This is a genomic window from Streptomyces sp. NBC_00322 (assembly GCF_036147535.1).
Taxonomy (GTDB): domain Bacteria; phylum Actinomycetota; class Actinomycetes; order Streptomycetales; family Streptomycetaceae; genus Streptomyces.
The window spans coordinates 647,908-661,277 of sequence record NZ_CP108019.1 but is presented as its reverse complement, the minus strand read 5'-3'; the positions used below and the strand labels follow the sequence as shown (position 1 = coordinate 661,277).

Sequence of the window (13,370 nt, the reverse complement as noted above, 5' to 3'; positions counted from 1 at the left end):
CTGAGGTGCGGTCGTCTCAAAGCGGCGGCCGCGAGAACTGGAACACCATTCCGCACACTCCCGCCAGGACCACGCCCAGCCCGATCAGGAAGAGCCACAGTCCAAAGACCGTCCCGAGGGCCAGTACGGCCACGCCTGTCGCGATCAGCACCGGCCAGGCGCTGTGTGGAGGAAAGAAGTCCACCAGCCCTGCCCGCTCCTGTACCTCTCCCTCCTTTCGGTCCTCGGGGCGCAGTCCTTTCCTGCGGTAGTTCGTGGCGAAGACGAACGACACGAGCAGCGCCATGAGGAAAGCGAAGGTGAGTGCAGCCGTGCCGGCGGGATCCTTGGACCAGACGGCGTAGAGAACACCGGTCACGAGAAAGAACGCCGCGACCCCGGCGAAGAGGATGGCCTCGGTCTTCATGAGTTCGCGTCCCCCCGTGTGTCCGGCGTCGGTGGGGTGCCATCTCTGCCGATGGGTGGTCCTACCGTCACAGCGGGGTGGTTGAGGTCGAATGCTGGGGAGTCGGAGCGCACGCGCGGCAGAGCCGTGAAGTTGTGGCGCGGTGGCGGGCACGAGGTCGCCCACTCCATTGACCGACCGAACCCCCAGGGATCATCCACCTCAACCTTCGGCGCGTGCCGACTGGTGCGCCACACGTTGAACAGGAACGGCAACGTCGACAGGCCCAGCAGAAACGAGCCGATGGAGGAGATCGTGTTGAGGAGGGTGAAGCCGTCCGCCGCAAGGTAGTCGGCGTAACGTCGCGGCATTCCGCTCTCTCCCAGCCAGTGCTGGACGAGGAAAGTGGTCTGGAAGCCGACGAACAGGGTCCAGAAGTGAATGCGCCCGAGGCGTTCGTCGAGCATCCGTCCGGTCCACTTGGGCCACCAGAAATAGAACCCGGCGAACATCGCGAAAACCACCGTTCCGAACAGCACGTAATGGAGGTGGGCCACGATGAAGTACGAGTCGGTGAGATGGAAGTCCAGCGGGGGAGACGCGATCAGCACACCACTGAGGCCGCCGAGGAGGAAGGTGACCAGGAATCCCAGCGACCACAGCATGGGCGTCTCGAACGAGACGCTTCCGTTCCACATCGTGCCGATCCAGTTGAAGAACTTGACTCCTGTGGGCACGGCGATGATGAACGACATGGCCGAGAAGAACGGCAGCAGAACCGCTCCCGTGGCGAACATGTGATGAGCCCATACGACCGCCGAAAGCATAGTGATGGCGATCGTGGCACCGACCATGCCGACGTATCCGAACATCGGTTTCCGGCTGAACACGGGCAGGATCTCGCTCACTACGCCGAAGAACGGCAACGCGACGATGTAGACCTCCGGGTGACCGAAGAACCAGAACAGGTGTTGCCACAGCAGCGCGCCGCCGTTGGCGGAGTCGTAGATATGGGTCCCGAATTTTCTGTCGGCTTCGAGGGCCAGCAGTGCGGCGGCGAGCACCGGGAATGCCTGCAAGGCCAGGATCGATGTGAAGAGTACGTTCCAGGTGAAGATCGGCATGCGGAACATCGTCATGCCGGGAGCGCGCAGACAGACGATGGTCGCGACGAAATTCACGGCTCCCAGTGTCGTACTGATCCCGGAGAGGACCAGGCCCATGGTCCACAGGTCACCGCCGGCGCCCGGCGAGAAGACGGCACTGTTCAGCGGGGCATAGGCGAACCAACCGAAGGCTGCCGCGCCGCCCGGGACGATGAATCCCGACACGATGATCAGCCCGCCGAAGAGGAAGAGCCAGTACGTGAGCGCGTTCAGGCGAGGGAAAGCGACGTCGGGTGAGCCGATCTGCAGCGGCATGACGGCGTTCGCGAACCCGGCGAACATCGGCGTCGCGAACAACAGCATCATGATGGTGCCATGCACGGTGAACAGCTGGTTGTACTGATCGGCGCTGACGATCTGCAGACCGGGGCGGGCCAGTTCCGCTCGCATCAGCATCGCAAGCAGCCCGGCCAGCAGAAAGAATCCGAAAGCGGTGACCATGTAGAGATTGCCGATGACCTTGTGGTCCGTGGTCGTCAGCCAGCCCATCAGCCGGACGCCGGCTCTGATCCGCCGATTACTGACTGCTGCCTCGATCGAGGTGGCTTCCTGCTGGTCCTGCGACATCGCTTCCCCGTCCGCCCTGATACGGCACATTCCGGCTTCGGAATTGATGGTGGAGCCTCGCATCACGGATGGCGTGTGCGACGGGCGGGAAAGCCTCGAATTTCGTCAGTTCACCGGCGTGGAGGCCGCGAGCTGCGGCAGCGTGGGGATCGAGGCGTACGGCGTTCCCTTCGCGAAGGCGCGAAGGGGGCGCTCAGGTCTCCTCCTCCATCCGGATCGCGGCCTTGAGGTCGTCGTGTGCCTTTCCGCGTTCGCCCTCTTGTTGTTCGAGCAGGGCGGCCGCGATGGCGTCCAGCTTGCGCTGGATCGCGCGCTCGGCCCGCAGCTCCGAGTTCTTCAGCAGGGCCACGAGGAGGAGCGTCACCGTCGTCATCCACCCTTGGGCGAACAGTTGCCATTCCAGTTCCAGCCCGGCGGCGTGCACAGCCACTACACCGGCCACGAGGGCCAGACAGAGCAAGAAGAATGCAAGGGAGCTGGTGAATCTCGAAACGGCCTCGGCCAGCCGTTCGAACCGCCCGCGCCCCTCGCCTCCGCGATCGGCTGGATGTTGAAATGTCATGAGACCTAATCACCTCCCTGGTGGCCGTCCAGAATCTCCGCAGCTACGCGCAGATCCGAGACAAGGCTTTGGTAGACCGGCTCGCGGTCGTCCGCGCGGAGCACGGCCGAGGGGTGGATCGTGGCCACCAGGCCTCGAATTCCCTCATCGGCCTCACCATGATCGTCAAGGGTGGGCCACGGCAGCAGCGCGCCCGGCTGCTGGGTCACCCGGAAGGTCGATCCGAGCAGTGCCTTGCCCGCGGTCGCGCCGAGCCACGACCAATTCCGGTGCGACAAGCCGCAGTTCGGCGAGAAGCCAAGGCCGGCACGCCGTCATCTCCCGCAGATCCGGGGCTTTGTGGATACGGCGCTTGCGGCCTTCGGGGATCGTGAACTTGAAGTGTTTGACAGCATTGGTGGTGTACGTCTGTTCCGGGTCGATTCCCGCATCCGCGAGGGCCCTCGTCAGCACCCTGCCCGCCGGGCCGACGAACGGCCTGCCCTGCCGGTCCTCCTGGTCACCCGGCTGCTCCCCGAGCAGCAGCAGGCGCGCGGAGACGTCGCCCTCGCCGAAAACGGTTTGTGTCGCGTTCGCGTAGAGGGGGCATCCACGGCAGTCGGCCGCGGCTTTCCGTAGGCCGGACAAGCCCGCGCGACGGCTGGGGAGGAAGGGTGTCGCGTCGTACTCCAGCCCACCCTCTTCAGGTGCTCTGTCCATGGCTGACCGCCTCTCCTCCCGCCCGCCTGGGGTATGACGGTTCTCTTCGCCGCTGTCCTCCCGGATCCGGCTGGGAGCTCAGCGCCCTGTTCACCGTGCGCCCGCCTGAGGTGCGCCGCAAACCGACGCACAGCGGATACCCGCACGATGGCCGGGAAACCGTCCCGTGGATAGACGGCCGCGCCATTGCTGGTCTCTTTGCTTCTGCAATCCAGGCCCCTATTCGTGCGGCCTGCTCCTCACGGCGGTGTGGTAAATGACGTTTGCAGTCTCCTGATGGAGGTAGTCGCATTAAGTAACGGAAAGGGCCGTTACTCGGTCGAGGAGCTGATCCGCGTGGCTGAGGGTAAGAGAATCCGGGGCATCGCCCAGGAGACAGTGGGCAAGGCCAAGCAAAAGATCGGGCGAGCTACGGGGCGGGACGACCTGCGCGTGAAGGGGACTGGCGACCGCATCGAGGGGAAGGCGCGCCGGGCCGTAGGAGAGATGGCAGACAAGGTCAAAGGTACGGCGGAGGAAGTCAAGGGAAAGATTCGCAGGCACAAGTGAGGGTTCGTCACTGCACGATGCCACCACAGGCCCCGGATGGAATTGAATCCCCTGTCCGGGGCCGCTGCGTGCGCACGTTCTCCTCCTCAGGACGTAACGGTGTGCGGCAGAGTCACTCCAGGATGACCTCGAGCTTCATGACGTTTCGCAAGGCCGCCTCAAGTTCCGTCACTCTTGAGCGGTTGGCTCCGATCACGGCATAGCGCCAGGACCGCCTGTCGGCAGGAGCGTCCGCATACAGCACCACGCCCATCTGGCGGCTCGGTTCCCAGGCCAGATCTTCCGCCCGTAGCAGGGCGACCGCGCCGGCGAAGCTGTGCCGTGCCCGCGACCGCCCCCTTCCCAGGAGCCAGGCCGGCTCGCTGAGCTTCCCAGTGCGGCTGAGCCGATCGACCATGACCCACGGCGTGATGGTCGCTGTCCTGCGGACATTGCTCTCCGTGGCGTACAGCCTGCCGTCCGAGGCCAGGACGGCGTCGATTCCGTAGGGGCCGATGTACCCGTGACCGGCCAGATGGTGTCCGAGCGCCGAGCCCCAGCGCCACAACTCCTTCACGAAGGTGCCTGCACGCTCCTCCAGGGGTGAGACATAGCCGACGAAAGAGCCGGTCGTCGTGCGCATCTCACCGCTGAACAACAGGCGAGGCCCAGCCGGGAACGCCTCCATCTGGACGCTGACAGCCCGAACGGCATCGAGGCACTGCTCCACCACCCATGCGCCTGCCTGCTCTCCGGGGGCGGGCACCGGGTCCGTACGAGAGACGAACCTCAGCCCGTAGCCGCCGGCGGAGCGGTCCGGCTTGACCACGACCCGCTCATACCGAGCCAGCATGGCCCCGACTGTCCCTGAGAGATTCTTGCCGCCGCAGACCTCTCCGGGCGCCAGCCGTATGCCCAGACCGCCGGCGACAGCACGAAAGCCGCTCTTCGTGTTGAGGCGGTACGCGGCCTCCACGGCGCTCGCCTTCGGTCCCTCCGGCCCGTACGGAGCCACCGGTACGCCCAGCTGCGCCGCGAAGTCGACGGTGGAAGCGTCCAAAGCGACGGGGAGCAGCTGAATCCCGGGCCGCTCGGCGGTGAGTGTATGGAGTGTGTCCATCAGCCCGGCCCGGCGCACGGCCTCCGCCATGGGAACTCCGCCCACGGGTGGCGCCGTGACCACGGTGACGGAGTCGGCCGGCACGCGCAGCAACTCGGCCGCGTATTGCCTGAAGGGAGAGCTGAGAGAGACGGGCGTGACAAGTACATCGCCAGGCCGCATCAGCCAGATCTTGCGCGGAGCCTGTTCGGCCCATCGGTTCAGTACGTCGCGAGCGGTTACCTCCACGGCCATGTCGGAGTGGAAGTTCGCGTAAACGATCAGCGGGCTGCGGTACTGCTCCACCGTGCCATGCCTACCCGAGCGGGGCAGGGGGCGCACCCGGCGGAATCGCCACTGACCCGAGCAGCGGGTCGACCGGTGGTCGGGCGTAGACGGGGTACATGAGCGACATGACCGAAATAGGCATCGATCAACAGGGACCGGTGCTGCCGCAGGAGCGTGGGAAACTCTCGGCAGCGATTCTTGGCTACCTCGGCGGACAGGCTTCGCTGTCCTCTGCCACGGATGTGCCGCCCGAGGACCTGAACCCCTACGGGGACGATCTTCAACTGGCCCTGTACGTCTGTTACGAACTCCATTACCGCGGATTCGCGGGAGTCAGCCCGTCCTTCGAGTGGGATCCGGCGCTGCTGAGCCTGCGCAGCCGCCTCGAGCACCAGTTCCTCACCACCTTGCGGAAAGACGCCCGCCGCCACGAAACCGTGGACGCCGCACTGGCGGGGCTCCTTGTGGAGCCTGTACAGGGCACGAGTGTCTCCCACTTCCTTCAGGACAAGGGAGAGCTGTGGCAGCTGAACGAATTCGCCGCCCAGCGATCCGCGTATCACCTGAAGGAGGCCGATCCGCAGGTCTGGGTTCTGCCCCGGCTCTGGGGGCGCGCCAAGGCTGGTATGGCGGCCGTGGAATTCGATGAATACGGCGGCGGGCGGGCGGAGCGAGTGCACGCTCAACTCTTCGCCGACCTCATGAAAGACCTGGGTCTCGACACCACGTACGGCCACTACGTCGACGACACTGCGGCACCCATGCTGGCCACGGTGAACCTGATGTCGCTTTTCGGTCTGCACCGGGTGCTGCGCGGATGCCTGGTCGGACATTTCGCGGCCGTCGAGGTCACGTCGTCCCCTGGGTCGCGGCGGCTGGCCGAGGCCATGCGACGCACCGGGGCGGGGCCGGCCGCGGAGTTCTTCTACAGCGAGCATGTCGAGGCCGACGCCGTGCATGAGCAGATCGTCCGGCGTGAGGTCATCGGCGGACTCCTGGAGGAGGAGCCTCATTTGGAGGCCGACATCGCCTTTGGCATCGACGCGACGGTTCATCTTGAGGACCTTCTTGGCGACCATCTTCTGGACGCGTGGAGGGACAGCAGGACGTCACTGTACGTGAGCGGACAGGCTGAAGGATCATGACATTTGTGGTCCTGCCGGGCGTGTATGCCCCGCAGGACGACACGGCGCTGCTGGCCGGTTGCCTCCACCACGAGGTGCTGCCGCCCCGGGCTCAGGTCCTCGATGTCGGCACGGGCGCCGGAGCGCTGGCCCTGGCCGCGGCGGTGCGAGGAGCGCATGTCACAGCGGTGGACATCTCGCGTCGCGCCGTGTGGACGGCGCGGCTCAATGCCACGCTGGCTGGGAAGCGGGTGAGGGTGCTGCGCGGCGACCTCACGGCACCGGTCGCGGGGCGCACCTTCGACCTCATCGTGACCAACCCGCCCTACGTGCCGAGCCCGACCTTGACTCAACCACGCCGGGGCCTTGCGCGGGCTTGGGACGGCGGTAGCGACGGCCGTGTGATCCTCGATCGGATCTGCGCGGAGGCGCCGCCACTGCTACGGCAAGGCGGCGTGCTGCTCGTGGTGCACTCCGCACTGAGCGGCGAAGTACGCACCCTGGAGCGCCTGCGCTCAGCCGGCCTGACGGCCATCGTGACGGAGCGCCGTTCCGTGACATTCGGCCCTGTCCTGCGATCCCGTCAGCCCTGGCTGCACCAACTGGGTCTGCTGGGGCCTGATGGGGAGAAGGAAGAGCTGGTGGTGATCCGTGCGGAACGGGCCCACTGACGCATACGTCCGTTCCGGAACTGCCCCGGCCTGCAGCGATGGGCACACCAAGTTCAGAAACGCCCGCCGAGGCGTACGTGGCGGCGGTGGCTGGTGTCGCAGAAGGGGAAGCGCAGGCTGCGTCGGCACGTGCAGAAGGCCACGGTCGGGCGTTCCGACAGCTGGACGGTCCCGTCCGGCATCACGATCTCCACCGGCCCCTCCATGAGCAGCGGGCCGTCCTTAAGCGGGGTGACGCGTGGGGCCCTGGGCGCCGATGCGTTCGCCGTTTTGGGCGCGTCCCTCCGTCGTGAGTCATCCGGATGGGCGTTCGTGTTCGCATTCGATTCGAGCATTGCCAACCGCCAGATGGTCCGTCCGATATCTTCCGCCACTGCCCCGTTGCGGGGCGAACATGCAGTGGTGTGGCCCCGAGGGGCGCGCGAGAACCAGGCGTGAGGTTCATGAGAGAGGTTTGTGGTTACCCGTAGTGCCTGGCGCAGAGTGATGTCTGCTCGCACCGACCTCGCTTCCGGAGCACCTCAAGGGAGTAAATGATCGCCATGAATTCATTCGTAGTCGCATTTGGCCCCGGGGGTATGGCCAGCGCTGCCGCCGAGAACGAATGGGTGACGGGTATTGCCCCGTTCGTCGTTGGAATCGTTCTGGTGGCTTTCTTGATCGGCTTGGTGGGCTGGGGCATCAAGCGCGGCCGCGGCCTGCCGTCCCGACCCGGCGCACAATCCCGCCACCGTTCACGTCGCACACACATTGATCGTGAAGCCGACGACTTCGGTAGCGAGGGCGAGAGGCTCACTCCTCATGAGCTGAGGGGTTACGGAAACCAGGGTTCCCGGCCGGCTCGCGACATGGAGCGCCCGAAACACAATGGCGATAGTGGATAGGTTCGGAAGCGGAGGCCGCGACCGGCGCGCGCTTGGGGTCCCGCGGAAGGGGTAGTCGCCCGCCGAAGACCGCCTCCGGCCGCGAAGGAGACCTTTTGGGCACGCCGGTCGCCCCGGCCGCCAGGACGGAGTTCCGCAATGAACAACGCGAAGGAGACCCACAGGACCGGGCGGCCGCATGCCGAAGAAGGCCCTGAAACGGAATCCCGCACGGTGGAGTCCGGCCCGGCCGGGGCCGCAGCGCTCCGGCCGTCCGCGGGCCGCCCGCCCCGACCGCTCCCCCCGGATCACTCGCAGGCAATCCTCGAGGCCACCAAGCATGTCGCCGCAATAATCAAGACGTCGGGCTATCCCTTCGCGCTGGCGGGCAGTGTCGCCGCTCACGCGCACGGAGTACCGGTGGTTCTCCAACATGACACCGACTTCTGCATCAGACGCGAAGATGTCGAAGGAGTGGTGGCGGCGCTGCGGGAAGGTGATGTCGAATTCGTCCCCGCTGCGGAGGACTGGCTGGTCAAGGCCCGCGCGAGCGGCGAGGGCGTCGACTTGATCTACGAGTTGGCGCGGCGGCCGGTTACCGCTGAAATGCTGGCTCGAGCGCCGATGCTGCCCGTCGAGTCGGTGCGCATGCCGATGCTGGCTCCGTACGACCTGCTGAGCAGTCAGCTCGCCGCCCTGTCCGAGCAGCACTGCGACTTCGGCCCCCTGCTCCACATAGGCCGGACCCTGCGGGAACGCATCGACTGGGACAAGCTGCGGGACGAATACCAGCAGGAGCCCCTGCCAGACGCATTCTTTTATCTGCTCGAACGGCTCGGGGTCATCGATCCCGGCCCCCGGGAGGCAGTTTCATGAACTCCTCCGGCATCAGCGACTACCGCATCGCCCAGCTGTGCGACCGACTGGCCGGCGACGAGGTGGCCGAGCTGGGCATACAGATAGAGCAACGCGGCCGGGCAGTACTGCTCTCCGGCACCGTCGCCACGGCCGAACACCGGGACGAGATCCTGCGTATCGCAGCGGAAGAGCTCGGCGCCGTCCCGGTGCGATCGGATCTGGTGGTCCTCTCCGCCACCGCCCCCGACGCGCCTGAGGAACTGCCATGATCCGGATAGCGGCCGTCGGCGACATCCACCTCGGCGAGGATTGCCGGGGTCTGCTCCGGCCCGCCTTCGACACCCTGGGGGACTGCGCCGATGTGCTGCTGCTCGCAGGCGACCTCACTCGCCACGGCACCATCGAGGAGGCCGATGTCGTCGCCGAAGAGGTGGCCGGACTTCCCGTCCCGGTCGTGGGCGTACTGGGTAACCACGACTACCACAGCGATCTCGCGGCCGAGGTGACTACGGTCCTTAGCGCGGCAGGAGTTACCGTGCTGGAGGGCGACGGCACTGTGCTGGACATCCGCGGGACGAAGGTCGGGATCGCGGGCACAAAGGGGTTCGGGGGTGGCTATGCCGGAACGTGCGCCGGTGAGTTCGGTGAGCCGGAGATGAAGGCGTTCGTCCGCTGCACCCGCCGTAGCGCGGCGAACCTGCGTCGCTCGCTGGAAGGACTCGCGGCTCGAGGCAGTTCGGTGCGGATCGCTCTGACGCACTTCTCGCCAGTGCCCGACACTCTCGCCGGGGAACCGCCTGAGATCTATCCCTTCCTCGGCAGCTATCTGCTGGCCCAGGCCGTGGACGAGGCAGGCGCCGACCTGGCCGTGCACGGCCATGCGCATCGGGGTGTCGAACACGGAATGACGGCGGGCGGAGTGCGCGTACGCAACGTGGCTCAGCCCGTGATCGGACGTGCGTTCGCCATCTATCATCTGCGAGCGCTACCCACGTCGTGACGCCAACAATGTGGTGAGTGATCCGCTCCGTCCTGGGTACCCGAATTCATGAACGTCGTCAGGCGAGCGAAGATCGCTTGCGGCTCGTCCTTGTGGGCTGGAGCCGATGACCTGACGAGTTAACGGCTTGAGGAGATGTCAGCCGTGGATAAGCTGGCCGAAACCGAACCGATCGGGTATGAGACGACCGCTGAACAGAGCGTCCGTATGTGCCGCGCTGCCGTTCTCGACAGGGGGAGCGGAGAGCCGGCGGAAGCGGAGAGCGGTCCGGAATGGAACATCGTCCGTGGCGAGGACTGAATACCCTCTCGGGGATCGGAGCCGCTCGGGGATCGGAAGGGCACAGGAATATAAGGAGAGTGGTCATGCCTCGCGGTTCGAGTCCTAAGCGGGAGCGCCAGTACGAGCACATCAAGGAGAGTGCCGAGCAACGTGGTGAGAGCAAAGAGCGGGCGAAGGAAATCGCAGCCCGAACTGTGAACAAGGAGCGCGCGCGCTCTGGCGAGTCGCGCACCGCGAGCAAGTCGTCGACGCAGGACATGTCATCGTCGAAGCGTGGCGGTCAGCGCTCCCACAGCGGTTCCGAAGGCCCCACGTACGACCAGCTGTATGCGGAGGCGCAGCGCCGCAATATCCATGGCCGGTCCTCGATGAACAAGGCCGAGCTGAAACGGTCTCTGGGGCACTGAACGAAAACAGCGTTATCCACTTGGGCGCGGCGGGCGTCACTGATGCCCCGGCTGCGCCCAGGCCTTCCTTGTGCACTTACCCGAAGGCCTCGCTGAGGGCGGGCAGCAGCCTCTTTTCCGACCAATCAAGGTATTCGTGCTGGGTCTCGCCGCCGATCTGCACGAGTGCGACCTCCGTGAAGCCGGCGTCGACAAACGGGCGTACGGCTTCGACGAAGTCGTCGATGCTGTCCCCGCACGGAACGGCGCCGGCGACGTCCTCAGGACGTACGAACTGGGTGGCCGACTCGAAGGACTCCGGATGCGGTAGTTCCGCATTCACCTTCCAGCCGCCGCCGAACCAGCGGAACTGGTCATGGGCTCGGCGTACCGCCGCGTCCCGGTCACGGTCGTAGCAGACCGGCAGCTGTCCGACGCGAGCCTCGCCCTCTCCGCCGTGCCGGTCGAACGAGGTCAGCAGATCCCTTTCCGGCTCCGTGGCGATGACGAAGTCGGCGAGGCGACCGGCGATGGAGCAGGACTGCTCTCCAGAGACAGCGATCCCGATGGGCGGTAGGTCGTCCGGCAGATCCCACAGCCGGGCCGAGTCCACATCGAAGTGGGCTCCGTGGTGGGTGACATGGCCCCCGTCGAAGAGCGCGCGGATGATACCGACGGCCTCCTCGAGCATCTCGTGCCGTACATTCACCGGTGACCAACCGCCGCCCACGACATGTTCGTTGAGGTTCTCCCCGGACCCCAGCCCCAGCCGGAACCTGCCCTCGGACAGCAACTGCATGGTCGCCGCCTTCTGCGCCACCACCGCCGGGTGGTAGCGGAACGTCGGGCATGTCACGTACGTCATGAGCGGAATGCGTGAGGTCGCCTGAGCGGCCGCGCCGAGAACGCTCCACGCGTAGGGGGAGTGGCCTTGCGACCGGAGCCAGGGAAAGTAGTGGTCCGACGTGACCGAGAAGTCGAATCCAGCGGCTTCCGCTCCCACTACATGATCTACCAGCGCGCGGGGTCCTGCCTGTTCGGTCATCATCGTGTATCCGAATTGCACCATGGTTCAGGCATCCGTTCCGGCTAGGCAGTCAGCGGCGACGGGTTCTGAGGCGTCAGCTGTCCGCGAGGGGGCTGTTGTCCAGGGACCGCAACAGATGGGACGGATGGTTGAAGATCGCGGCGGCTCCTGCGTTCTCCAGATCGCCCCGGGGAATGCCGCCGCACAGCACACCCACACAGGTGACCCCGGCCTGGGAGCCGGCCCGCATGTCCCATACGGTGTCGCCGACGAGGACGGCTCGCTCCGCCGGGACACCGGCGAGTTCCAGAGCCTGCTCGACGGGGTCCGGCGCCGGTTTCCCGGCCTGCACGTCGTCAACGCTGGCGCTGGCGCTGATGGCGTCGTCGGCGTCGATGGCACGCTTCAGGGCCTCCAGTTCCCTCCCACTGGCGGACGTGGCCAGAACGACGGTCCAGCCCTTGTCGGCCAGTGCGCGCAGGAGCGGGCCGGCGTCCTTGAACGCTGGCAGCCGGCCGAAGTACGTCCCGTACAGAGCTTTGTGCCCCGCAGCGAGGGTGTCGTCCTCGCCGCGGTCGCGCTCGTCTCCCAGCAGATGGGCAATGAGGTCGTAGGATCCGAGCCCGATGGCCCGATGGATGGCATGCATGGGAACCGTGTGGCCCGCCTGCCGAAACGCCTCCCACCAGGCGGCCACATGAAGGTGATTGGTGTCGACCAAGGTGCCGTCGACATCGAACACGGCGGCGCGTGGCATGGGGTTCCTTCCGTCAGCGTGCCGGAGTGGAGTGATCACCTGCTCCACCTTCTGGTCCCTCTATGGCACTCCGGCCAGCGGCTCAACGCATCTCCACCGCGTGGATTCGGGGGACGCGGGCTGAAAGGCGCGTCAGTGCGGGAGCAGGAGGTATTCAAGGTCCATATGGACCAGACGCACGAACCCGACGAGCCGCAGGACGAACCACGTCAGGGAGCAGCATCCATGAGCGCCGGAGCCGGAACAGTCACATGGGCCGGTTCATGTATGCGCTCCGAGGACTGCTGATGGCGGGCTGCGTCCCAGGCGGCGATGTCTTCGGGCGGGGCGCCCTTCTTCGGTTTGAGCGGCGGGGCTTGGACCTGGTAGGGAAACTGCTTGGCAAGTCCCCGGTAGCCCGCGTCGACCTTGGCCCTGACTTGGGGGTACTGCTCGAACAACTCGCAGACTCCCTCGGTCGTCACGGCTGTCTGGTCGTGCATTCGGCCGGGCCGGAAGGCCCCGGCCCACAGGGTTCGGCCCTGCCCGTCAGTGACGACGGTGGCCTTCTTGGTGTTCTGCCGCATCTTGCCCGAGACGAAGGCGCGACGGCCTGGCTTGTTCGCCCGGGGTCGTCGAACCCGGACCTCCGTCCCGTCCAGCCGCAGTTCGACGTCCTCGGCCGCCGCATAGGCGAAGACGTCCGCGAGAGTGCGAAGCCGCAGGTCGTTATGTCCGGGAACGGCGAAGCCACGAGCTGCCAGAAGGGGACGGACTTCGTGGACAGCCCGGGTGATCGTGGAGCGGTCCACTCCGTAGAGCAGGGCCAGAGCCGCGTGCGGGAGCTGGAATCGCAGGACGACCAGCGTGGCGATGACCCGGTCGGTGAACACCAGCTGGTGATTGGGTCCTGCGCCGGCCGCGCGCAACCGGCTGCGGCCTCGGCGCTCGTGCAGTCGGCCCTCCTCGGCGGCCATCCATGCTTCGGCCAACTCTGCGATCAGCGAACCGAGTCGACGGCGCTGGAGGCCGGTGAAGACACGATGGGACAAGGCCGTGCGGCCAAGGTATTGCGTCACAGCAACACCCAACCCATGCGGCCCTGTTCATGTCGTGGCAGCAGCGTTCA

The 13,370-nt window shown here is 66.2% G+C and carries 16 protein-coding genes and 1 pseudogene; 8 read left to right on the top strand and 9 right to left on the bottom strand.

Annotation, left to right across the window (positions count from 1 at the left end; all coding sequences use genetic code 11):
- Positions 1 to 16 precede the first annotated feature (16 nt).
- From OG905_RS03030 to OG905_RS03015, 4 genes and pseudogenes are all read right to left on the bottom strand, one after another.
- Positions 17 to 406: a cytochrome c oxidase subunit 4 gene (locus tag OG905_RS03030; RefSeq protein ID WP_328666023.1), complete on the bottom strand. Its 390-nt coding sequence runs from the start codon at positions 404 to 406 to the stop codon at positions 17 to 19.
- Positions 403 to 2,118 (bottom strand): aa3-type cytochrome oxidase subunit I, encoded by a 1,716-nt coding sequence (ctaD, locus tag OG905_RS03025; protein WP_328666022.1) that lies wholly within the window; start codon positions 2,116 to 2,118, stop codon positions 403 to 405. The genes OG905_RS03030 and ctaD overlap by 4 nt, the downstream gene beginning before the upstream one ends.
- A 193-nt stretch (positions 2,119 to 2,311) precedes the next feature.
- Positions 2,312 to 2,680 carry a low affinity iron permease family protein gene (locus OG905_RS03020; RefSeq protein WP_328666021.1) on the bottom strand — a complete coding sequence of 123 codons (369 nt, stop codon included), beginning with the start codon at positions 2,678 to 2,680 and terminating at the stop codon, positions 2,312 to 2,314.
- 5 nt (positions 2,681 to 2,685) lie between these two features.
- Positions 2,686 to 3,379: pseudogene (locus tag OG905_RS03015) on the bottom strand (UdgX family uracil-DNA binding protein).
- A 276-nt stretch (positions 3,380 to 3,655) separates the two neighbouring features.
- Between OG905_RS03015 and OG905_RS03010 the strand changes: the two are divergent.
- Positions 3,656 to 3,928: a CsbD family protein gene (locus tag OG905_RS03010; RefSeq protein WP_328666020.1), complete on the top strand. Its 273-nt coding sequence runs from the start codon at positions 3,656 to 3,658 to the stop codon at positions 3,926 to 3,928.
- A gap of 112 nt (positions 3,929 to 4,040) precedes the next feature.
- Here the strand turns inward: OG905_RS03010 and OG905_RS03005 are convergent, their stop codons facing one another.
- A complete protein-coding gene (locus OG905_RS03005) occupies positions 4,041 to 5,312 on the bottom strand; it encodes a peptide ligase PGM1-related protein (RefSeq protein ID WP_328666019.1) in 1,272 nt (423 codons plus the stop codon).
- 107 nt (positions 5,313 to 5,419) lie between these two features.
- On the opposite strand from OG905_RS03005, the gene OG905_RS03000 reads away from it, so the two are divergent.
- Together OG905_RS03000 and OG905_RS02995 are read left to right on the top strand one after the other, a co-directional pair.
- Positions 5,420 to 6,439, top strand: a complete 1,020-nt coding sequence (locus OG905_RS03000) for an iron-containing redox enzyme family protein (RefSeq protein ID WP_328682002.1) — start codon at positions 5,420 to 5,422, stop codon at positions 6,437 to 6,439.
- Entirely contained in the window at positions 6,436 to 7,089 is a 654-nt protein-coding gene (locus OG905_RS02995) for a HemK2/MTQ2 family protein methyltransferase (RefSeq protein ID WP_328666018.1), read from the top strand. Before OG905_RS03000 ends, OG905_RS02995 begins: the two co-directional genes overlap by 4 nt.
- A gap of 53 nt (positions 7,090 to 7,142) precedes the next feature.
- Here OG905_RS02995 and OG905_RS02990 read toward each other — a convergent pair whose 3' ends face one another.
- Positions 7,143 to 7,424: a CDGSH iron-sulfur domain-containing protein gene (locus OG905_RS02990; protein WP_328666017.1), complete on the bottom strand. Its 282-nt coding sequence runs from the start codon at positions 7,422 to 7,424 to the stop codon at positions 7,143 to 7,145.
- 198 nt (positions 7,425 to 7,622) lie between these two features.
- Between OG905_RS02990 and OG905_RS39045 the strand changes: the two genes are divergently transcribed.
- The 5 genes from OG905_RS39045 (at position 7,623) to OG905_RS02970 (ending at position 10,499) form a co-directional block, all read left to right on the top strand.
- On the top strand, positions 7,623 to 7,973 hold the full coding sequence (locus OG905_RS39045) for a DUF6479 family protein (RefSeq protein WP_443043885.1): 351 nt from the start codon (positions 7,623 to 7,625) through the stop codon (positions 7,971 to 7,973).
- A 138-nt stretch (positions 7,974 to 8,111) separates the two neighbouring features.
- Positions 8,112 to 8,828: a hypothetical protein gene (locus tag OG905_RS02985; RefSeq protein WP_328666016.1), complete on the top strand. Its 717-nt coding sequence runs from the start codon at positions 8,112 to 8,114 to the stop codon at positions 8,826 to 8,828.
- Positions 8,825 to 9,079, top strand: coding sequence for a BON domain-containing protein (locus OG905_RS02980; RefSeq protein ID WP_328666015.1), 255 nt, complete (start codon positions 8,825 to 8,827; stop codon positions 9,077 to 9,079). Before OG905_RS02985 ends, OG905_RS02980 begins: the two co-directional genes overlap by 4 nt.
- Positions 9,076 to 9,810 (top strand): metallophosphoesterase family protein, encoded by a 735-nt coding sequence (locus tag OG905_RS02975; protein WP_328666014.1) that lies wholly within the window; start codon positions 9,076 to 9,078, stop codon positions 9,808 to 9,810. Before OG905_RS02980 ends, OG905_RS02975 begins: the two co-directional genes overlap by 4 nt.
- Before the next feature lie 365 nt (positions 9,811 to 10,175).
- Entirely contained in the window at positions 10,176 to 10,499 is a 324-nt protein-coding gene (locus OG905_RS02970) for a plasmid stabilization protein (RefSeq protein WP_328666013.1), read from the top strand.
- A 76-nt stretch (positions 10,500 to 10,575) separates the two neighbouring features.
- Here OG905_RS02970 and OG905_RS02965 read toward each other — a convergent pair whose 3' ends face one another.
- The 3 genes from OG905_RS02965 to OG905_RS02955 form a co-directional block, all read right to left on the bottom strand.
- A complete protein-coding gene (locus OG905_RS02965) occupies positions 10,576 to 11,547 on the bottom strand; it encodes an LLM class F420-dependent oxidoreductase (RefSeq protein WP_328666012.1) in 972 nt (323 codons plus the stop codon).
- Positions 11,548 to 11,599: 52 nt separating this feature from the next.
- Positions 11,600 to 12,262: an HAD family hydrolase gene (locus tag OG905_RS02960; protein ID WP_328666011.1), complete on the bottom strand. Its 663-nt coding sequence runs from the start codon at positions 12,260 to 12,262 to the stop codon at positions 11,600 to 11,602.
- Positions 12,263 to 12,471: 209 nt separating this feature from the next.
- Complete coding sequence (locus OG905_RS02955) at positions 12,472 to 13,320, bottom strand: transposase family protein (RefSeq protein ID WP_328666010.1); 849 nt, start codon at positions 13,318 to 13,320, stop codon at positions 12,472 to 12,474.
- Positions 13,321 to 13,370 lie beyond the last annotated feature (50 nt).